Here is a 19,760-nt window from a genome sequence, read left to right on the forward strand (position 1 = left end):
ATTATTAATTATTAATTCGAACCTTGTCGCCGGGCTTAACCTGGAGAATACCAGTACGCAGAATCGTGTCGCCCTGGGCCAAGCCTTCGGTAATCTGAATGACTTTCGCGGAACGAATGCCGATTTTGACCGGCTGGGGCTGGGCTTTGCCGCCCACCACCTTGAACACGCGGTAGCCCGAGGCTTCCGGCGACACCGATTCGGTCGGAATCTGAATGGCTTCCTCTACCTGCCCGATCTGCAGGTTTACCCGTACGAAGGCGCCGGGGCGCAGCTCTCGGTTGGTGTTGGGGTAGGTGGCCCGCACCGAGAGGGTACGCGAGGCCGGGTCGATCTGCGGATTGATGGCGTACACCTGCGCCTCGTACTTCTTGTTGCTGGCCTCGTCGAGCACCTGCACCCGGTCGCCCACCTGCACGGCGTTGGCGTAGCGGCCCGGCACGGCGAAGTCCACCTTCACCGGCGAAATGCGCGAGACGGTGGTAATGGGCGTGTTCGGCGACACGTACGCGCCCTGCGACACGGAGCGCAGGCCCACCACGCCGTTGAACGGGGCGCGCAGGTAGGCCTTGGCCAGCTGGGCCTGCAGCAGGCGCAGATCCGACTGGGCCGTGAGCAGCGCGTTGTTGGACTGCTCGTACTCCTGCTGGCTGATGTATTCCTTTTCGAGCAGGGTGCGCTGGCGCTTTTCCTGGTCGCTGTAGAGCTTGATGTTGTAGCGCAGCTTCTGCAACTGCGCCTGAATCTCGTCGGCGTTGATGGTCAGCAGCAACTGCCCCTTGCTCACCGGCTGCCCCTCCTGGAAGTTGAGGCTGGTAATGCGCCCGTTGATTTCGCTGCGGATGGTCACTTGCTCGTCGGCCATCACCGAGCCGGTAGCCGCCACGGCATCGGTAAGCTTGGTGGGCTCCACCACGTATACCTGCACTGGCACCGGGCCACCGCCGGCGCGGCCGCCTGCGCCGCCTCCCTTGGCGCCAGGGGCACCGCCACCAGCCGCGCCCTTGCCGCCCCCTTTGCCGCCTTCCGCCGATTGGGAAGGGAAGAACTTCATCTTAACAAAGGCGAGGGCCGCAACAACCGCCACCGCCAGCAGCCACCAGCGCCAGGCGCCGCCGCGGCGGGGTTCGTCGGGGCCGGTATCGTGGTGAACGTTTTGAGTGTCAGTCAACGGCTCGGTTTGGGGCATGATGCAGGAAACGGTGATAAAGCAAAAAAGGCCGGTCCCGCCGCCACGCGGGGCAGAACCGACTAGGAACAGCAAGCAACCGGTAGAAAGTTTGGTAGAACTGCAGTCCGGTCAACGCTCAAGTGCTATTGACCCAAAAAAAGCCTGCGCGTTGCAGGCTTTTTTAGAAAGGCGGGCCGGCTGCCCGCCAGCAAAATTATTGGCAGTTACATCGCGCGCTGGTTGATATAGCCTTTGGCCAGATCATTCAGCTTGGTGTCAGCCAGTTGTTCCTCCTGCAGCGTCTGGCTCAGCAGCGCAGCGGCTTCGGCGTGACCCAGGCGCTCGGCAAAGTGCCGAGCCGTGCCGTAACCCGAAATTTCGTAGTGCTCGATGCGCTGGGAGGCGGCAATCAGGGCGGCGTCCTTCACTTCGGGGGTGGCGTCTTCGCTCAGGGTTTCCTTGCCTTCCGCTACCAAGCCCTGCATGGCTTTGCAGGTGTGGCCGCCCAGGTCGAGGTTCAGCCCGCGGCCGATTTGCTCCAGGCGCGATACTTGGTTCTGGGTTTCCTGCAAGTGCATTTCAAATGCCTGGCGCAGGCGCGGCTCACTGGCTTCCTGGGCCATCATCGGCAAGGCTTTCACTAGTTGGGTTTCGGCGCTGTACAGGTCTTTCAGTTGCTCAGCGAATAGGTCTTCGAGCGAGTTTAGCTTGCCTTCGAAAAAGCTCATGGGAATGGTGTTTTGGGTTGGTAATGCGGACAGTTGCCGAGCACCGGCAATGGGGCTTATCTACGCAGCCCGTTGCTGGCAGGTTCGTGTTTAATTCCAATTAAGCCCGAAACAATACAAGCTCGTCAGCAGCCGCGGGTGCAGCTTGCCAGCCGGTTTGCGTACCTTGCGGGTTGCATGGCCCCCCGTAGTCCCCGTCGTACCACCGCTCCGCTGCTCCCGCTGGCGCCCGTGCCCCTGGCCGAGCTCTTGCGGCGTGTGCGCGACGTGCTGGCCCTGACTTTCGACGACGCCTACTGGGTAACGGCCGAAATTGCTGAAATCACCCTGCCGCGCTTCGGGGCGGGGCACTGCTACCTTACCCTGACCGACCCCACCGCCGGCCCCGGCGGCACCGAACTGCGCACCCAGGTGCGGGCCACCATCTGGCGCAACCGGTACGAGCTGCTGGGTCCGCATTTCGAGCAGCAAACCGGCCAGGCCCTGCGCGCCGGCATGCGCGTGCTGGCCCGCTGCCAGGTGCGCTTCCACGAGCAGTACGGGCTGAGCCTCGACATCATTGCGCTGGACGCGTCGTACACCGTCGGCGACCTGGCCCGGCAGCGGGCCGAAACCATTGCCCGACTGCAGGAGCGCGACCTGCTGGAGCGCAACAAGCGCCTCTCGCTGGCCTTGGCACCGCAGCGGCTGGCCGTCGTTTCGTCTGCCACGGCGGCGGGCTGGCAGGACTTCGTGCGCCAGTTGGAGGAAGCCCCGTACGCCTTCGAGGTAGCCCTGTTTCCGGCGCAGATGCAGGGACAGGAGGCGCCCGCCAGCATCTTGGCCGCGTTGGAGCAGATCCGCCGGCAGCGGCGGGCCTTCGACGCCGTGGTCATCATCCGCGGCGGCGGCTCGCGCACCGACTTGCTCTGCTTCGACGATTTCGGGCTGGCCGCCGCCATCGGGGCTTTCCCGCTGCCCGTCCTTACCGGCATCGGGCACGACCGCGACGAAGCCGTGGCCGACCTGACCGCGCACACCGCCCTGAAAACGCCCACGGCCGTGGCTATATTCTTGGTGGAGCGCCTGGCCCGGCTGGAGGCGGCCTTCGACGGCTACGGCGTGCGTATTCATGAGCTGTGCCTGCAGCAGCTGGCGCACTACGGGGCAGGGCTGGAGCGCTTGGGCCGCCAGCTGGTGCAGGCTAGCCAGAGCCGCCTGAGCACCGAGCAAATCGCGCTGCGCCAGCGCCTGCGCCGTGCCACCGACGGCCCCCGCGAAGCCCTGCACCGCGAAGCCCGCCAGCTCACGGCCCAGCGCCACCAGCTACAGCGCGCCGCCCGCCTGGGGGCCGAGCGCCAGCGCCAGCACCTGCGCCAGCTGGGCCGCGCGGTGCTGCGCCGCTTTCGGCGGCTGCACCAGCGCCGCCGCGAGGCGCTTCTGCGCCAGCGCTACGAGCTGGAGGTAGCCGTGGTGCGCGCCACCGCCCGCCACGCCCTGGCCCTGGCCGCCGCCGCCACCCGTCATGCCTCCCTCGATCCGGTGCTGCTCGGGCAGCGCGGCTACGTGCGCGCCGACGGCCTGGAACCCGTTACGCCCGCGGCGCCGGTCGGCACCGTGCTGGTGCTGCAGCTGCCCGCGGGGCCTTTGCCGGTGAAGGTCGTCGATCTGGCCGCCGCTTCTCCCGATTCGCTTTCTTAAATCATGCCCGAACAACCCGCCGACCGCACCTACCGCGACGCCATTGCGGAGCTGGAAGTCCTGCTCCGCCGCCTCGAAACCGAAACCGTGGACGTGGACGACCTCACGGCCAGCGCCCAGCGCGCCGCCGAGCTGATCCGCTTCTGCAAGCAGCGCCTGCGCACCGCCGAGGCTACCCTGGACCGCGTGTTCGATGCGCTGGACGAGGAAGAAGCCGATGATGATTCGGCCGACGTTTAACGCTATTTCACGGCTGCCGCTATGCTCGCGTCCGTGCTGCTGACCACGCCTGTGCCGTCGTGGCTGCGTTACCTCAGCATCTTGGTGGGGTACTTGGATGAGTGGGGCGTTGTCGTGCCGCTTATCCTGGGGGTGCGCTTGTGGGCGCGGCTTTCGGAGCCGCTGCGCATGGTGGTGTGCTACTATGGTTTCTGGCTGGCCCAGGCTCCGCTGAACGTGTACAGCCGGCGCGTGCTGCATACCAACATGTACCTGCACCACCTCGACACGCTGGTGGAAACTTGGTTGCTGGGTTGGGCCTACTATCGGGCGCTCAATCGTTCGCGGCTGCAGCCCTGGATTCCGGTGCTGCTGGTAGCCTATACGGGTGTTGCAGTGGCTGATGCCACCTACTGGACCGGGCTGCTGAACCTGAACATTTACAGCCGGGTAGCCCAAACGGTGCTGATGCTGTGTTTGTTACTGTGGTACCTGGAGCACTGGCTGCGCCGGCTGCCCCAGCAGCAGCTTCGCTACGACGGAATGTTCTTGGTAACGGTCGGCCTGGCTCTGTATTTCACAGGATCGATAACGGGACATTTGTTTGGGGCGATGGGCTACGGAGAGTACATTCAGCGCGCCAGCGGCAGCATCGTGGGCCTGGTGAGCCTGGCAGGTATGGTGTTCATCACGAGGGGCATAATCCACGATCAGCGGCCCCTGTTGCCGGGCATGAAAATTCGCCTTATCGGAGTTGTACAATTGCGCCGCAAAAGCCGGCGGCCCGTACCAATCCGGGAGAGCTAGCAATAGTTCGTGCGGTGCACGCCCCTTCTGTCTGCTGACAGAATTGGTAAACTATAGCTCTACTTGTTTTGTACAATATAGCTATATATTTGTATGGGCTCATTGGCAGTCCGGTGTTTACTCATTTCCACCTTTCAACAACCACTTTATGGCATTCAACGGCGACGAAGGAAGCATCATCGATTTGCAGGTAGGCATTGAAATGACCAGCCAGTTCCGCGAAGATTATCCGGGAGTTAACAAAGGCGTGTTTTTCGGCAAAAACTTGCTCAACCAACTGCTGGACCAAGACGGTGCCATGGGCATCCGTTTCTATTTCGGCGTCAACGACTCGCAGGCCCTGAGCCTAGTGCTGGTGGCAGCCGATGCGGAAGAAAAGGACATGACCGCCTTAGTGGGCGACCACGGCAAGGAATGCCCCAACTGCTGCGACCAAACTAGCCCGTTGTGCGAGTAAAGGCGTAGTTTTGCCCCATGCCGACGCCAGACCTCAACTGGGTTTACGATTTTCACGATCTGCTGAATTTTCTGATCAGCTACGGGGTCGTCGTGCCACTGTTGATTGGGGTCTGGCGTTGGTCAGCGCTTTCCCGGCCCGCGCAGATCATCACGGGCTATTTCGCCTTCTGGTTTGCCGAGGCGTTTGTCGACCAGTGGAGCCGCCGCACCCTACACACCAACATGTACCTGTTCCACGTGACGGTACTGGTGGAAACGTGGCTGCTGGGCTGGGCCTACTACGAGGCGCTCCGCGCCCCGGCCGTGCGCCGGCTGCTGCTGCCGTTCGGGCTGGTCTTTACCCTAGTAGCCCTGCTGGATGCCTTCTGGATATCCGGCCTCGACCACCAGAACAAGGTGGCGCGTACTTGCCAGGTCGTGCTGATGCTGATGCTGGCTTTTGCGTACTTCGAGCAGTGGCTCAGCGATTTGCGCGGCCGCAGCCCGTGGCACAACTTCATGTTCGTGGTCAGCGTGGCGCAGGTCATTTACTACGCCGGCTCGGTGATGGGCTACCTGGTGAAACAATCGGGCAACGAACTCATCGGCCGGGTCACGGGCTTGGTTATCGACTCTACTTACCTGGTATCGGTGGTACTAATGACCCTGGCGCTGTGGCGCGACGGGCGGCCGCAGCGGGTGCCGTATGCCCCAGGCCGCGGGGGCGAGTTGCTGAATTGAACAAGAGCGGGTTTGAGCTAGATTTATTGCGGAAACCTACCAGCGGAGGCATTGGGAATTCTCTGTTTTGTAGCTACTTTTAGCTTTCCTGACGGCCACATCGGGTGGCTCCGCGTCGCGGTCCTCCGGTCTATCATAATCGTGTACACGCCTTACTTTTCGCTTCGGGCCTGCTGCTGACGCGTTGGCCGGCCGCTTCGGCTGGCGTATTTCTTCGTTGATGAATTCACTGCTCATGTCATTGCTCCTGGTTACGCCCGTGCTTCTGGTGCTGGCGCTGGGCATTGTGGGCTTTGTGCTGCGCTACCAGCGCCGCCTGTTGCAGCAACAGGAGGAGCTGCGGCGCGAACGAGAATACGCCCAGTCCCAGGCCTTGGAAGCGGCCCTGCTGGCCCAGGAGGAGGAGCGCCGCCGCATCGCCGGCGACCTGCACGACGCCGTGGGTACCATGCTCTCCATCGTGAAGCTGCACCTGAGCGGCATGCCCGAATCAGCTACCACGGTGGAAATGACGGCCATGCTCGACCAGGCTATTTCCGAAGTGCGGCGCATCTCGCGCAACCTGTTGCCCGCCGTGCTCCAAAAATTCGGGTTGTCGTTTGCCATCGAAGCGCTGGGGCGCGCCGTCCCCGAAGGCGGGCCTCGCGTGCTGATTCAGCAGGTGGGCGCGCCACGCCGCCTGCCCCCGCACCACGAACTGGCCGTGTACCGCGTGGTGCAGGAACTGCTGGGCAACGGACTCAAGCACGCCCAGGCCCGCCAAATTACGGTGCGCCTCGAATTTGGGGAGCACCGGCTTTCCATCGAATACGCCGACGATGGCGTGGGCTACAACTACGCGGCCCTCGAAGCCCTGACTACCCCCGATACCCGCACGGGCCTTGGCCTGACCAACCTGCGCAGCCGGGTGGCCGTGCTCCGCGGCATGCTGCGCCACGAATCAGCGCCCGGGGCCGGAACTCAGGTTTGGATTTCTTTCCCCGCTGCCTACCTTCCTGCTAATCAACCCACCGCCGCTGCTGCCGCGCCGCTCACCGTTTCGCTTACCCCATGAGTGCACCTTTGCCGATCCGGCTGGCCATTGCCGATGACCACATCCTGTTCCGCAAAGGGCTACGCGCCCTGCTGACGGGTTTCGACGAGATGGAAGTGCTGTTTGAAGCCGGCGACGGGCAGGATCTGCTGGAGCGCCTCGACAGCCAGCCCGCCCGCCCCGATGTTATCCTGATGGACCTGCAGATGCCCGTGCTCGACGGCTTGCAGACCACCCGCCTGCTGCGCGTGCAGTACCCGCAGGTGCGCGTCATCATCATTTCCATGCACGACGAGCCGGAATTGATTGATAGTCTCAAGACGGAAGGCGCCTTTGGCTACCTGCTCAAGAATGCCAGCCCCGAAGAAATGCGGCGCATGATTTACGCCGCCGTTGGGCGCAAGGTGGTGGTGGCCGTGCAGGGCTGCTGATGGAGGCAAGGCACCGTGGGCAAATGCCGAGCGGAGCCGTTATTACGTTGATTTCTTAATAACCCGTTGGCGTGAAGAAGCCGCTACTTTGGGTGTGCGCTTGGCTGTGCACATTGGGCACTATGGCCCAGGACCGGCATTACCTTGAGTTAAACGCGCAGAAGCCGGGCAATCCGCTCCAGAGCGGCCGCATCATCGAAGTGTTTGACGCCCGCGCCGACCGCACCGGCATCGGCTGGGTGCGGACGGGGCTAGACAACGCCCGAACGCCTGCCGACTTGAAATCCGGGCTGGTACCGGCGCTGCAGCAGTGGCTCCTGTCGCCTACCGAGGGGGCGGCCGCCGCACCTCTGGCGTTGCGCGTGCATCAGTTCAGCATCGACGAACGGCTCACCCCGACTGCCGAGATAAGCACCGTTGAGGTGGTGGCCGACTTGCTGCGCCCGCGCCCCGATGGGCAGTACGAGCTGCTGTGGCGGGCGGCGGAGGCCGTCGAAAGCCGCGGCCTGGACGTGACAGGCAAGCACCCAGCCAATCTGGCGACGGCGTGGCGCGCGTGCCTGCAGCAGTTTGAAGCCGCCGGCCCGGCCACGCTGTCGGCGGTGGCCGTACTCACGGCCGAGCAGGCCCGCACTCCTTTGGCCAAACTGGAGCCGCTGGTGCCGTTTCCGGTACAGACGGAAAAGGTGCGGCGGCCGGGCGTGTACCACTCCTTCGAGGAATTTCGGCACAACGAACCCAGCGGCAAGAAGCTGGTGGCCCTGAGCAAGACGCCCCGCACCGGCGCCGATTGGCAGGGAACCGATGAAGTGGACGTGTTCTACGTAAACGAACAGGGCGCCCGCAGTCCCGTGCGCAACGTATGGGGCTATTGCGACGGGCAAGAATTGTACATCCTGCACCACCGGCGGTATTACCCGCTGACGCCCGTCGGCAACGGATATATGTTTGAAGCCCCCAGCGTCCTCGATCCCGACCTCGACGCCATGGTGGCCGGGGCGGCCTTGGGCGGGGTTGTGGGCATGGGCATTGCTGCCGCCGCCACCGGCGATGCAGGGCGGCGCCAGGAGCATCAGCTAAGCCTGCTTACCGGCCGGGTCACGGCCTTGCCGCTGCAGGACAACCGCGATGCTTTCGCCGACGAAGGCAAGGAGGGCCAGGTAGTGGTATACCGCCGCAAACCCAGCACCGACGTGGTGGACGTGTACGCCGGCACGCGCGTGGTCGGTGGCCTGACGCCTGACAATGCGAGCGTAACCATGGCGTGGTCGGACCGGCGCAACGGCCTTAAGCTGTGCCTGCGCCCCATCGGGAGCACCGCCGAGGTGTGTGTGGAGGCGCTGCCCCGCCCCGGCGAAACGCTGTACTACGAGTGGGTGGAAGGCCCCGACATGCCGGCGCTCAAAATGGTGCCCGTCAAGGAGGGCGCTTTTGAAGTGCGCAAGGCTGCGTTGCGCACTCGGCAGGCGCAAAAGCAGAAATAAGCGGCCGCTGCGCGTGGGCGGCTAAGGCTGCAACTCGGTGCTCGGGTCCCAGAAGCGCTGCGCAAAGTCCCGCACCTGGTCGTCGACTACTGGTACGCCTTCGGCTTCCAGGGCTTCCTGCATGGCGGTGGGCGAGCCGAAAAACTGCTTGCCGGTGAGCATCCCCAGCCGGTTGATGACGCGGTGGCAGGGCACGTACTCGGGGCCGCTCAGGGCGTGGGCAGCCTGCATGGCCCAGCCCACGGTGCGGGCCCCCTGCCGGCTGCCCAGGTAGCCGGCAATGGCACCGTAGGTACTCACGCGCCCCGGCGGAATCAGCCGGACGACTTCGTACACATCCTGGAAGAAGTTGCGGGTCTGCTCGTTGGGTTGCTTCATCGGGTTAAAGGTAAGGGCCGGCAAAACGTCGGCGAACTTTGCCCCGCTTGTACGCGGTTGGGTGAAAAGACGGTTCAGCCGGTAAAAGTGCTATTCAGTACCTACCTTACCGCTCCATTTCCCACACTTACCGCTTTTCTGATTCCCGATGAAAAACCGCAACCGCGTGACGCTGGTCGCCGCTGCCTGGGGTGCTTTGGCGCTGTGGGGCTGTGCTTCCAGCTCCAAAACCACCACCGCCACGTCCGCTTCGACCACTGAACCGACGGCCAGCGCCACGCCGGCGCCGGAAACTTTCCCGCAGGGCGTCGGCCTGAACGTGGCCAACATCGATAAGTCGGCCGACCCGTGCCAGGACTTCAACCAGTTTGCCTCGGGCAACTGGTACAAGAACAACCCGATTCCGGCGGCCGAGGTGCGCTGGGGCTCGTTCAACGAGCTGTCCGACAAGAACAACGCCGTGATGCGGCAGATTCTGGAGGAAGCCGCCGCCAACAAAACGGCCGCCAAGGGCACCAACGCCCAGAAAGTAGGCGACTACTACGCCTCGGCCATGGACACGGCAGCCATCGAAGCGGCCGGGCTGAAGTACCTGCAGCCGGAACTGGCCCGCATCAGCGCGGTAAAGGACCTGAAAGGCCTGCAAAACCAGCTGGTGCGCGCTCAGATGCTGCAAACCGGGGCGCTGTTCGGCGCTTACGTGGGCCAGGACGACAAGAAGAGCGACGAGTACGCCGTGAACCTGTACCAGGGCGGCCTCTCGCTGCCCGACCGCGACTACTACCTGAAGGATGATGCCCGCTCCAAGGGCATCCGGGCGGCGTACACCACGTACCTGACCAACACCTTCAAGATGCTGGGCGACAACGAGGCCACCGCGGCCAAAAACGCTGCCACCGTGATGCGCCTGGAAACGCGCCTCGCCAAGGCGTCGAAAACGCGCGTGGAGCTGCGCGACCCGAACGCGAACTACAACAAAATGACGGTGGCCGAAGCCAACAAGCGCTTCCCCAACCTGGGCCTGCCGGCCATGCTGCCGCAGCTGGGCCTGACCTCGGCCAAAACGGTTATCGTGGGCCAGCCGGGCTTCTTCCAGGAGGCCAGCGCCGCCCTGAAGGCCGAGCCGCTCAACGACTGGAAAACCTACCTGCGCTGGCACCTGGTGTCCAGCGTGGCCTCGGCCTTGCCCAAGTCCTTTGCCGATGAGTCGTTCCGCTTCAGCCAGGTGCTAACGGGCGCCAAAAAGCAGCAGCCGCGCTGGAAGCGCATGAACCGCGCCACCGACGGGGCCCTGGGCGAAGCCTTCGGCCAGCTCTACGTCGACAAGGCCTTCACGCCTGCCACCAAGGCCAAGGCTATGGAGATGGTGCAGAACATCAAGGAGGCCATGGGCGAGCATATCCAGCAAAGCGACTGGATGAGCGCCGCTACCAAGGCTGAAGCCATGAAGAAGCTCAATGCCTTCACGGTGAAAATCGGCTACCCCGACCAGTGGAAGGACTACTCGGCGCTGACCATTTCGCGCGAGTCGTACCTGCGGAACGTGCTGGCCGCCCGCGAGTGGGCCTACAAGGACAACGTGCAGAAGTTCGGTAAGCCCATCGACCGGAAGGAGTGGGGCATGACGCCGCCTACGGTGAATGCCTACTACAACCCGTCGATGAACGAAATCGTGTTTCCGGCCGGCATCATGCAGCCCCCGTTCTTCGACCCCAAGGCCGACGACGCGGTGAACTACGGCGGCATGGGGGCCGTCATCGGCCACGAAATCACCCACGGCTTCGACGACCAGGGCCGCCAGTACGACGCCGAAGGCAACCTGAAGGACTGGTGGACCAAAGAGGACGCGGAGAAGTTTGAGGCCCGCGCCGCCGTGGTGGGCAAGCAGTACGACGCCTTCTCGCCGCTCGACTCGGTGTACGTGAACGGCAAGCTGACCATGGGCGAAAATCTGGCCGACCTCGGCGGTCTGAACATTGCCTACACGGCGCTGAAAAAGCAGCTGCAGAAGCAGTACCCCAACGGCAACGTGCCCAAGTACGACGGCTACACGCCCGAGCAGCGCTTTTTCCTCTCGTGGGCCCAGGTGTGGCGCACCAACGCCCGCCCCGAGTTCCTGCGCCAGCAGGTGCTCACGGACCCGCACTCCCCGGCCCAGTTCCGCACGAACGGCCCGCTGATGAACATGCCGCAGTTCTTCGACGCCTTCGGCTGCAAGGACAACGCCAAGATGGTACGCGCTCAGGCCGAGCGCGCCAAGGTGTGGTAAGGGAGGAAAACGGCTGAATGGCCAAATGGTCAAATGGCTGAAAAGGCGGTCCGCACGTTGCGGGCCGCCTTTTTTGTGCTGGCTATTACTGGGTAGCGCGCAAGTGCGGGGCTTCGATCCAGCGAAAACAAAGCCAGCCGTATAGGCTTTGAGCCCCCACAAAGCTTAGTACGAGCAGCACGGTCTGCCAATCCGTGAGCAGCAGTCGACCCGTGAAGAGGCCGGCGGCGACGAGAACGACGCCTAAGCTTAAGCCCAGCAGCGCCGCAAGGGAGGCGTTGGGCTGACGAAACCGGTAGAGCAGGAATTGGAAAAGCGGCCACGCCAGCAGGTAAACGCACCCGCCAATCATCAGGCTATAAAACAGGTAAAGCACCAACCACGGTGCGAAGGCCCCCGGCTGAGTCGACATGGTATAGGCCGTGGCCAGGACGGCATCCACTACGCAGCAAAGCCCGGCAATGCCCAGCAGAATCAACAGCGTAGGAATATCAAGGGGTTTGGCGCTCATGTTTCGACCGGGTGTATACGTATACTTACCGCTGCAAGTGGCTACTTGCCCGTCGCTCAACGGTAAACCTGACTTCCTCTTTTGGTACATCCTCGTCGCATCATACAACCGGTCTTGGCTCTTCTGCTTTGCGCCTGCCAGTCCGAAACTAAGCCCGCGCAAACCGGCACCGAAACCGCCCCCGCCGAAACCACTACGCTGGCCGTGCCCGCCCCGCCCGCCGACCGCACGGCCGAATACCTCAGCAACCCGCAGGTGGGCGACGTGCTGGTGGTGCGCTTCGTGCCCGAAGGCGGTACGGCTGAGCAGTTTTACTTCTACCAAGTCTTTCGGCTGGGCGGCGACACGGTGTATACCCACCCGGCCCGGCAGCCGGCGGCCAGCGCCGATGCCGACGCAAGCCGCCCGGACGTATTCGCCCCCGAAGCCATTCGTGCTTACACGCGGCGCGAACTGCTGGAGTACCAGCGGGAGTCGCCGGCCGATCCGCAGCATTCCCGGCTGGTACGGGTGCGCCGGGCAGACTAGGGAATTGAGCTAAACCAAAGGGCCGCCGGCCCCCGTACCGGTACGGGGCCGGCGGCCTAGTTTATGCCGCCGGCTTATTTCACCACTTCCACCTTCATGGTCACGTCCTTCAGCGGCCAGTTGTAGGGGTCGACGGGCACCTGGTTGATTTTGTCCACCACGTCCATGCCCTCGATGACCTCGCCGAAGACGGTGTACTTGCCGTCGAGGGCCGGGGCGCCGCCCTCGGTGGCGTACACCTTGAGCTGGGCGGGCGTGAGCTTGCGGCCGGCAATGGATTGGGCCTGGGCGGGCGTGAGCTTCTGGCCCACGGTGAAGTAGAAGTCGTGGGAGGAGGACAATTGGCCGGGGTTTTTCTCGTCGTCGTAGCGGGCCATGCCCAGGGCGCCGCGGCGGTGGAAGTGGCCGGGCTTGATTTCGGGCGGGATGTGGTACTTGCCCAGCCGGATGGTGCGGTGGTCGGAGTTGCCGCCCTGCACCACGAAGCCCTTCTCCACCCGGTAAAACACCGTTTCGTCGAAATACCCCTTGTTGGCCAGCAGCAGGAAGCTGGCCCGGTGCAGGGGCGTATCCTCGAAAAGGCGCACTTTCACGTTACCCATCGAGGTGCGAAACAGCACCTCGGTTTGGGGGTGCTGTTGCCCGTAGGCCGTCAGGATGCGCACCGCGTTGGAGTCGCGCATGGCCGAAAGGTCGGGGCCAGGGTGGTTAGTGCGGTCCGGCGACTCGGGCGCTTTGGCTTGCTGCACGGGCGCGGGCTGTTGGTTACAGGCCGCCGTGGCGAAGGCCAGGCCGCCAACGGTGAGCAGCAGGGCAGGGGAAAAGGAGGCAGCGGGCATAGCGGGCAAGAAAAATCCCCCGAACCCACCAACGGGTCCGGGGGACAAACATACGCGCTGCGGCCGGCTCAGAGTTTAATGCCGAGCTTCTTGGCAATGTCCTTGAACATGTCCGGGTCGTAGTCCTCGGCGCCGGGTGAGTTCAGCTGCGGCTCTTCTTCCAGGTCGGGGTAGGGCACGCCTTCCACCGAGCCTTTTATCACTTCCAGCGGCTGCCCGTCCTCGGGGTGCGGGCCGTTCCAGATCAGGCCGGCCTGCATGTAGTCTTCGTCGCTGAAGGTGTACAGCTTGCGGTGCAGCCCCTTTTCTTCGTGCTTGCGAGCCTCCTTGAAGGCCTTGTTGCTCAGGTCGGGCACGGGCACCAGCTTGGTGACTTCCACGCCGGTGAGGTACTCCAGGGCGCGGGCGTAGGCCACCACGTGCACCCCGCCGCGCACCAGCAGGTAGCCCACCATTTCGCGGGCGGTGGGGTCGGTCACCATCGAGTACACCCGCATCTTATTGGCGCGGGCGCCGCACTCCAGGAAGAAGTTGTGCAGCAGGTCCAGCTTTAGGTTGCCGGAATTGTGCACGTACTGCCCGGTCCAGGGGTTGCCCATCGAATCGTAGGGCACGGCCGTCTGGTTGCTGCTCAGGAAATGGTAGCTGTTGCGGGCGTCCACGGCGTTTTGCAGCGGCCCGGGCTCCGGGTCGTGGCCGCGCTTGGTGGTGCCGGTCAGCAGCAGGTTGATGGCATACGACACGGCCTCGATGTGGCTGTATTCCTCGGCCGCGATGCTGGCTACCAGCTCGTAAAACGGCCGCAGGCGCTTGCGGCCGCGGAAGTTGAACGACTGGAAGGTGTAGTTCATCAGGGTGGACATTTCCCCGTACTTGCCGCCGAGCAGCTCCTGTACGGCCGCCGCGTCGTTGGGCGAGGCGTTTTTGGGGGTGGGCAGTTCCAGCGCCAGCCGGTCGATTCGATGAATCATAGGAATTGGGTTTTGGTTGTGGATGCAGTAACTCAGAACACAATGCGGCCAGTAGGCTAACGCGCGGATAGCCCGGCGGTTACGATGACCTGGCACAAAAAAAGCCCCCGGTTACCGGGGGCTTTTTTTGTGCCAGGGCCGTAGTGCAATCGGGCTAGTCGCCAAACGGGCTGTTGGCGTCTTCCTTCTTGGCGTCGTCCTTTTTGGTCTTGGTTTTCGACTTCTGCTTTGGCCCGTCCTCTTTTTTCTGCTTCACCTTAACTTTCTCGGGTTGGGCATCGGCCGGGGCCGGGGCAGCGGCTGGCGCCGCCGGAGCAGCCGGGGCCGGTGTTGCGGGGGCGTCCCCGTCGGCCGAGCCCACGGCATCGGCCGGAGCGGTGCGGGCCTCCTGCTTCTGCAGGGCCAGCAGCAGGTTCTGATCCACCAGCTGATTGTCCTTCCACGCTTTCAGCTGCGCCGCGAATTGCTCCTTTTCGTCTTTGCTCAGCTTGCCGGGCTTCATCATCTTGTCCAGGTCGGGGCTGCCCGCGTCCTTCCAGGCCGTGTACCAGAACGACGCCACCATCGTGGGGGCGCCTTTCAGGCGGTAGGCCACGTGGCCGCCCACCTTCTTGTTGTACTCCTTGGCAAACTCGTCGGAGTAAGAGCGGCGCGTCTTGCCATACTTGTGGGAGTAGGTGTATTTCTTTTCGGTGGTAAATTTCTTGTTCAGCTCGGCCTCGATGTCGAAGGTCGCCCCGAGGAAGCCGTACGACTCCTGCACGACCTTCCAGATGGCCGCCTGCGGATCCTTGAGGTACTCGGCCTTCTCGCTGTCGAGCTTGTACTGCGAAATGAACAGCTCCGGCAGCTTCGATTCCCACAGCGAGTGGATGCCCTGCTGCTTGGTCAGCTGCCCGTCGTAGTTCTCGGTGGTGTGCAGCGGCACGAAGGCGTCGGCCACGTAGTGGTCCAGGTCGGCCGAGAGGGCCACGATGGCCGTCGTGTCGCCTTCCTTGAAGGCCTGGGTGAGGCGGTCCTTCACCTCCAGCACCACCCAAGGCACGGTGCCGTACTTCTTCAGCGTGTCGGCGGTGTACTTGGCCACGGCCTTTTCGTAGGCTTTCGGCATCAGCCCGAAGGGGTTGTCGCCGAAGTGGTCCATGTCGATGTAGTGCTTGCTCTCCTCGGTGGGGTCGTCGTTGCGGCGCTCGTCCGGAGCCGTGCACTGGCGCACCAGCTGCGGCATGTGCCGGAAGTAAAAGTTCTGCATGCTGCCGGGCAGCGTGTACACGGCCACTTGAGTAATGGTGCGGTGGGCAAAGAAGCCCCAGCCGGGCGACATAGCCGGTACCAGGAGCACCAGCGCGAGGGAGAGTAATGCTTTTTTCATGGACGGGAGGCCGGAAGAAAGGGAATGACGGCTAAAGTTCGGGAATTTTCGCACGCCCTTCAGCACCCCCCGCGGGAGGCAGCGGCCGAAACCCCGACCTGCCGCTTTCCGAACGACGCGAAGGTAATTGGCCCCAGCCCGCGCCGGCCGCGGAGCCGGCTCATCCGCGCGGCGGAGTTTTCCGTTCTTGCCCGCAGCCGCCGCCCTTTTCCGCCCCCGATGAACGACAACATTTCCAAGAAAAAGCCTTCGTACCGCATCAGCCCCGGCCTGCGCCAGTACCTGCACCAGTACGACCGGGAAACGCGCCTGCCCGTGACCTACGCCGACCTGCTGCGCCATACCGGCTCGTTTGCTCTGCTCGACCGGCAGGGGCAGGACACGCTCTGGGAAACCGTGCAGTACGAGCCGCACACGCTGCTGGAGCTCAGCCAGGGCCTGACGGAGGTGTACGCCCGCCTCAAGACCGACGGCGACCTGTCCTTCACCGAGCACCTCATTGCCGACCGCATCGATTACTGCCGCTTCGGCAACTCGAACCCCTTCCGGGTGCGCATCGTCAACCAGTTCAACGACAACTACGACTACTTCTACGTGAAGCGCGCCGACGCCTCGCGGGTGTACGGGCTGGAACTGGAGCACCTGCTGAGCCCGAACAGCATCAACTTTCTGGTGGCCGGCGACACGCTCATCGAGGAGCACATTGCCGGCATCCCCGGCGACGACTTCATCAAGTCGCGTCTCGACCGGCCCCACCTCAACCAAGTGCGCATCGCCAAGGAATTCGTGAAGTTCAACGAGCGGTGCTTTGCCCGCCTGCTCGGCGACATGCGGTCCTACAACTACGTCGTGGATGTGACGCCCGACTTCGAGGACGAGCAGTACCGCGTGCGCGCCATCGACTTCGACCAGCAAAGCTACGAGGGGCACAAAGCCATGTACCTGCCGCAGTACTTCCGCGACAACCGCCCGGTGGTGGACCTGGTGCGCCGCCTGCTCTCCCCCGAAACCATCCGCCAGTACCAGGTGGAAGAGCGCGCCCTGATGGCCCGCCGCGCCCGCGCCGAACGCTACCGCCTCAAGGACCTGGTGGACTGCATGCGCCAGGAAGAGTTGTCGCAGCCGGAAAAGATAGCCCAGCTGAAAAAGGAGCTGAACCTACACCACCAAACCCAGGAATTTGACCGCTGCGACTCCGTGGGCGACATCGTGCGGCTAAACCTGCGCCTGGTGCTCGGCCGCCCGCGCCCCAGCTAGCCCGTCAGTAGGCTACCCCCGTTGCTGCGGACTCCAGAGCCCCAAGCCGGAGTGCCACGACGGGCCGTAAGCGAGCATGCCCGGCACCGCGAAGGGTGCCGGGCATGGATTCGTTAAAGCAGGTGGATTGCCGGGGGCTACCGGCCCAGGCCGAACAGCACGCCGATGGAAAACTCCAGGCCGCCGGGACTGATAATCTGCACCAGGTCGCGCATTTCCTGCGAGGGCGTACCGTAGTAGTACGTGTTGTTGAACACCACCGGGTCGCCGGTGATGCGGGCGCCGTAGCCGGCCGTAGCCAACAGGCCCACGGAGCCGGGCTGCCAGCGCAGGCCGCCGCGCAGGTGCAGCACGCCGCTGGGGTTCATGCTGTAGTTGGCCTTCTCCTGGTTGAGCGTCACGTCCACGTTGCTGAGGCGGCCGGTGCGGGCCAGGTTCAGGCCCAGGTAGCCCGACACGGGCCGCTCGGGCCGGAAAAAGTAGCGGGCCCCGACGCCCACCTTGGCTCCCACGCCGATGCCGGCGCCCACGTTCACATCCATGTGCGACGACACCATGCGGGCGTACTCCACGCCCCAGCCGTACGGGGCGCCCCAGCCGACTTCCAGGCCCAGGGCGTTGGCCGGGTAATGGCCGGGCAGCTTCGGCGCTACGTAGGGCGCCGAAGGCGTGGGCTGGGCCGGGCGCTCCGGGGCCGAGGCCGGGTCGGGGCGGGTGGGTAGCTCGGTTTGGGCAACGGCCCCAAACGTGGTGAATACGACCAGTGCAGCGGCCGAAATAGCGGGTAGAAATTTCGCTTTCATAGCCACAAAAATGGCGAAAAGCCACGTTTGGACCAGCCGCTTACCCCGCTGCGGGAAAAATATTTTGGATGGCCCTTCCTAGCTGCCGTGCACCTCGCCCGTGGGGCTGGCCTGCCGGCGGTCGAGCAGCTCGCCCAGCTTGGTGTAGATGAAGTCGGCAGCCAGCTCGCGCAGCTTCTCCGGTGCTCCTTTCAGCACCTCGCGGTACTCGTGGGCGTGGCCCTCCATCAGGACGGTGACGAAGATGGTGCCGGCGGGCTTGTCGGGCGTTTCGGACGAGCCGGGGCCAAACAGGCCGGTGATGGACACGCACACGTCGGCGGGCAGCTGCTTGTGCAGGCCTTCCACCATTTCGTTGCTGATCTGCTGGCTTTCGGCCGTGTACTCTTCCAGCGTCTTTTTCTTGACGCCGAGCAGGCGCTGCTTGGCCTCGGCGTGGTACGTCACCACCGAGCCGAGCAACACGTTGCTCACGCCCTGCGCCGGGGCCAGCTGCGCCGCTACCCAGCCGCAGGTGCAGCTTTCGGCCAAGGCCAGGGTGAGCTTGTGCTGCAGGAATTTCTTGACGAGGGCGTCGACATCGACTGATTTCATGGCAAAGGAAAAGGAGGGCGGCGCGGCCATGGGCTTACGGCCGGGGCTGGCCAGGGGTTGGCGCCGTACGCGGCCCGGTCGGCCTTTGCCGGCCGCGCTCGGGCTGCCCGGTGCCAGGGCCGCAAGCCGGCGCCGCTGCCTGCCGACTTACTCCTGCCGGTGCACCACGCCCTGCTTCATCACAAAGCGCACGCGTTGCAGCGTCCCGATGTCCTGCAGCGGGTCACCGTCCACGGCTACCACGTCGGCCAGTTTGCCGGGCTCCAGGGCGCCGAGGTTTTCCGTCTGACCAAGCAGCTCAGCCGCGTTGAGCGTGGCCGCTCGCAGCGCTTCCAGCGCCGGCATGCCGGCTTCCACCATGTACTGAAACTCCTTGGCGTTGACGCCGTGCCGGTACACGGAGGCGTCGGTGCCGAAGGCAATCTTGACGCCAGCCTTGTACGCCCGCCCGAACGTGCCCTGCAGCCGGGGGCCAATAGCCAGGGCCTTGGGCGTCACCAGCGGCGGGTAGTAGTTGGGGTATTTGGCCGCCGAGTCGGCCACCGATTTGCCGGCCGTGATGGTGGGCACGTACCAGGTGCCGTATTTCTTCATCAGCTTGAAGGTCTCGTCGTCCATCAGCGTGCCGTGCTCGATGCTGCTGACCCCGGCCCGAATGGCGCGCTTCATGCCTTCGGCGCCGTGGGCGTGGCAGGCCACGCGCAGGCCCAGGTCGCGGGCAGTTTCCACCGCGGCCTTGATTTCCTCTTCCGTCATTTGGGGCGCCGAGCCGTCCTTGGCCACTGACAGCACGCCGCCGGTGGAAGCAATCTTGATCAGGTCGGCGCCGCGTTTGTACTGCTCGCGCACGGCCTGCCGGGCCTGATCGGGGCCGTTGGCTACACCTTCGGCCGGGCCGGGCACGCCCATCAGGTCGAGGCGGTAGCCGTTGGTAGGGTCCATGTGCCCGCCGGTGCCGCTGATGGCCTTGCCGGCCGTGAAGATGCGCGGCCCCTGCACCAACCCCCGGTTGATGGCATTGCGCAGCGACACGTTGATGCCCGAGCCGCCCAGGTCGCGCACGGTGGTAAAGCCCGCGCGCAGCGTGGTGCGGGCGTGGGCTTCGGCCTGGTAGGCCACGTCGGCCGGGTTTTCGGTGAATTCCCGCAGAAAACCGCTAGGGCTGGTTTCGCCTTCCAGGTGCACGTGGCAGTCGATCAGGCCGGGCAGCACCGTGCGGTTTTTCAGGTCGATAACCTGGTCGGCTCCCCCGGCGGCGGTGTAGCCGGCCTGCACGGCCAGCACGCGGCCGTTTTCCACCACCAAGGTTTGCTCGGTGAGCAGCTTGCCGGCCCGCACATCGAGCAGGCGGCCGCAGTGCAGGTAGGTTTTCTGGGCCAGGGCCGGGGCGGCCAGCAGCATAGCGGCCAGGAGCGGAAGCAGGGTAGGAGTACGGCGCATAGGGGTTGGCGGTGGAAGGCCGCGATGCAAGCGACGGCGGAAGATACGGGCTAAAAGAATGCTGCA

The 19,760-nt window shown here is 64.2% G+C and carries 21 protein-coding genes; 11 read left to right on the forward strand and 10 right to left on the reverse strand.

All coding sequences use genetic code 11. From position 1 onward, the window contains the following. Window positions 1-4 precede the first annotated feature (4 nt). Together ACYVKQ_RS14375 and ACYVKQ_RS14380 are read right to left on the reverse strand one after the other, a co-directional pair. A complete protein-coding gene (locus ACYVKQ_RS14375) occupies window positions 5-1,189 on the reverse strand; it encodes an efflux RND transporter periplasmic adaptor subunit (protein WP_460676040.1) in 1,185 nt (394 codons plus the stop codon). A gap of 206 nt (window positions 1,190-1,395) precedes the next feature. Next, on the reverse strand, window positions 1,396-1,899 hold the full coding sequence (locus tag ACYVKQ_RS14380; protein ID WP_460676041.1) for a YciE/YciF ferroxidase family protein: 504 nt from the start codon (window positions 1,897-1,899) through the stop codon (window positions 1,396-1,398). Between the two features lie 177 nt (window positions 1,900-2,076). Here ACYVKQ_RS14380 and xseA point away from each other — a divergent pair, with 177 nt between their 5' ends. The 8 genes from xseA to ACYVKQ_RS14420 all read left to right on the forward strand — a co-directional run bounded on the left by xseA (window position 2,077) and on the right by ACYVKQ_RS14420 (window position 8,732). Continuing rightward, the gene (gene xseA, locus ACYVKQ_RS14385; RefSeq protein ID WP_460676042.1) at window positions 2,077-3,579 is read left to right on the forward strand and encodes an exodeoxyribonuclease VII large subunit; all 1,503 of its coding nucleotides are present in this window, start codon (window positions 2,077-2,079) and stop codon (window positions 3,577-3,579) included. A gap of 3 nt (window positions 3,580-3,582) precedes the next feature. Then, on the forward strand, window positions 3,583-3,819 hold the full coding sequence (gene xseB / locus ACYVKQ_RS14390; protein WP_460676043.1) for an exodeoxyribonuclease VII small subunit: 237 nt from the start codon (window positions 3,583-3,585) through the stop codon (window positions 3,817-3,819). A gap of 21 nt (window positions 3,820-3,840) precedes the next feature. Then, complete coding sequence (locus ACYVKQ_RS14395; protein ID WP_460676044.1) at window positions 3,841-4,605, forward strand: hypothetical protein; 765 nt, start codon at window positions 3,841-3,843, stop codon at window positions 4,603-4,605. Window positions 4,606-4,753: 148 nt separating this feature from the next. After that, window positions 4,754-5,062, forward strand: coding sequence for a hypothetical protein (locus ACYVKQ_RS14400; RefSeq protein WP_460676045.1), 309 nt, complete (start codon window positions 4,754-4,756; stop codon window positions 5,060-5,062). Between the two features lie 17 nt (window positions 5,063-5,079). Then, entirely contained in the window at window positions 5,080-5,784 is a 705-nt protein-coding gene (locus tag ACYVKQ_RS14405) for a hypothetical protein (protein WP_460676046.1), read from the forward strand. Window positions 5,785-6,019: 235 nt separating this feature from the next. Next, a complete protein-coding gene (locus ACYVKQ_RS14410) occupies window positions 6,020-6,838 on the forward strand; it encodes a sensor histidine kinase (protein ID WP_460676047.1) in 819 nt (272 codons plus the stop codon). Next, window positions 6,835-7,248 carry a response regulator gene (locus ACYVKQ_RS14415; protein ID WP_460676048.1) on the forward strand — a complete coding sequence of 138 codons (414 nt, stop codon included), beginning with the start codon at window positions 6,835-6,837 and terminating at the stop codon, window positions 7,246-7,248. The genes ACYVKQ_RS14410 and ACYVKQ_RS14415 overlap by 4 nt, the downstream gene beginning before the upstream one ends. Window positions 7,249-7,319: 71 nt before the next feature. After that, window positions 7,320-8,732 carry a hypothetical protein gene (locus ACYVKQ_RS14420; RefSeq protein ID WP_460676049.1) on the forward strand — a complete coding sequence of 471 codons (1,413 nt, stop codon included), beginning with the start codon at window positions 7,320-7,322 and terminating at the stop codon, window positions 8,730-8,732. 21 nt (window positions 8,733-8,753) lie between these two features. Here the strand turns inward: ACYVKQ_RS14420 and ACYVKQ_RS14425 are convergent, their stop codons facing one another. Further along, window positions 8,754-9,110 carry an MGMT family protein gene (locus ACYVKQ_RS14425; protein ID WP_460676050.1) on the reverse strand — a complete coding sequence of 119 codons (357 nt, stop codon included), beginning with the start codon at window positions 9,108-9,110 and terminating at the stop codon, window positions 8,754-8,756. 148 nt (window positions 9,111-9,258) lie between these two features. Here ACYVKQ_RS14425 and ACYVKQ_RS14430 point away from each other — a divergent pair, with 148 nt between their 5' ends. After that, complete coding sequence (locus ACYVKQ_RS14430) at window positions 9,259-11,379, forward strand: M13 family metallopeptidase (protein ID WP_460676051.1); 2,121 nt, start codon at window positions 9,259-9,261, stop codon at window positions 11,377-11,379. An 85-nt stretch (window positions 11,380-11,464) separates the two neighbouring features. On the opposite strand, the gene ACYVKQ_RS14435 is transcribed toward ACYVKQ_RS14430, so the two are convergent. Then, window positions 11,465-11,890 (reverse strand): hypothetical protein, encoded by a 426-nt coding sequence (locus ACYVKQ_RS14435; protein ID WP_460676052.1) that lies wholly within the window; start codon window positions 11,888-11,890, stop codon window positions 11,465-11,467. Window positions 11,891-12,004: 114 nt separating this feature from the next. Between ACYVKQ_RS14435 and ACYVKQ_RS14440 the strand changes: the two genes are divergently transcribed. Further along, the gene (locus tag ACYVKQ_RS14440; protein ID WP_460676053.1) at window positions 12,005-12,418 is read left to right on the forward strand and encodes a hypothetical protein; all 414 of its coding nucleotides are present in this window, start codon (window positions 12,005-12,007) and stop codon (window positions 12,416-12,418) included. A gap of 74 nt (window positions 12,419-12,492) precedes the next feature. Here ACYVKQ_RS14440 and ACYVKQ_RS14445 read toward each other — a convergent pair whose 3' ends face one another. The 3 genes from ACYVKQ_RS14445 to ACYVKQ_RS14455 all read right to left on the reverse strand — a co-directional run bounded on the left by ACYVKQ_RS14445 (window position 12,493) and on the right by ACYVKQ_RS14455 (window position 15,600). Further along, window positions 12,493-13,257 carry a peptidylprolyl isomerase gene (locus ACYVKQ_RS14445; protein WP_460676054.1) on the reverse strand — a complete coding sequence of 255 codons (765 nt, stop codon included), beginning with the start codon at window positions 13,255-13,257 and terminating at the stop codon, window positions 12,493-12,495. A 68-nt stretch (window positions 13,258-13,325) separates the two neighbouring features. Beyond that, window positions 13,326-14,228, reverse strand: a complete 903-nt coding sequence (locus ACYVKQ_RS14450) for a manganese catalase family protein (protein ID WP_460676055.1) — start codon at window positions 14,226-14,228, stop codon at window positions 13,326-13,328. Window positions 14,229-14,382: 154 nt separating this feature from the next. Further along, complete coding sequence (locus tag ACYVKQ_RS14455) at window positions 14,383-15,600, reverse strand: zinc dependent phospholipase C family protein (RefSeq protein WP_460676056.1); 1,218 nt, start codon at window positions 15,598-15,600, stop codon at window positions 14,383-14,385. Window positions 15,601-15,819: 219 nt separating this feature from the next. Here ACYVKQ_RS14455 and ACYVKQ_RS14460 point away from each other — a divergent pair, with 219 nt between their 5' ends. Then, window positions 15,820-16,857, forward strand: coding sequence for a hypothetical protein (locus ACYVKQ_RS14460; RefSeq protein WP_460676057.1), 1,038 nt, complete (start codon window positions 15,820-15,822; stop codon window positions 16,855-16,857). A gap of 137 nt (window positions 16,858-16,994) precedes the next feature. On the opposite strand, the gene ACYVKQ_RS14465 is transcribed toward ACYVKQ_RS14460, so the two are convergent. The 3 genes from ACYVKQ_RS14465 to ACYVKQ_RS14475 all read right to left on the reverse strand — a co-directional run bounded on the left by ACYVKQ_RS14465 (window position 16,995) and on the right by ACYVKQ_RS14475 (window position 19,694). After that, window positions 16,995-17,660 (reverse strand): hypothetical protein, encoded by a 666-nt coding sequence (locus ACYVKQ_RS14465; protein WP_460676058.1) that lies wholly within the window; start codon window positions 17,658-17,660, stop codon window positions 16,995-16,997. A 78-nt stretch (window positions 17,661-17,738) separates the two neighbouring features. Beyond that, window positions 17,739-18,254, reverse strand: a complete 516-nt coding sequence (locus tag ACYVKQ_RS14470) for a CinA family protein (protein ID WP_460676059.1) — start codon at window positions 18,252-18,254, stop codon at window positions 17,739-17,741. Between the two features lie 147 nt (window positions 18,255-18,401). Next, on the reverse strand, window positions 18,402-19,694 hold the full coding sequence (locus ACYVKQ_RS14475; protein WP_460676060.1) for a metal-dependent hydrolase family protein: 1,293 nt from the start codon (window positions 19,692-19,694) through the stop codon (window positions 18,402-18,404). Window positions 19,695-19,760 lie beyond the last annotated feature (66 nt).

This window comes from Hymenobacter coalescens (assembly GCF_054783195.1).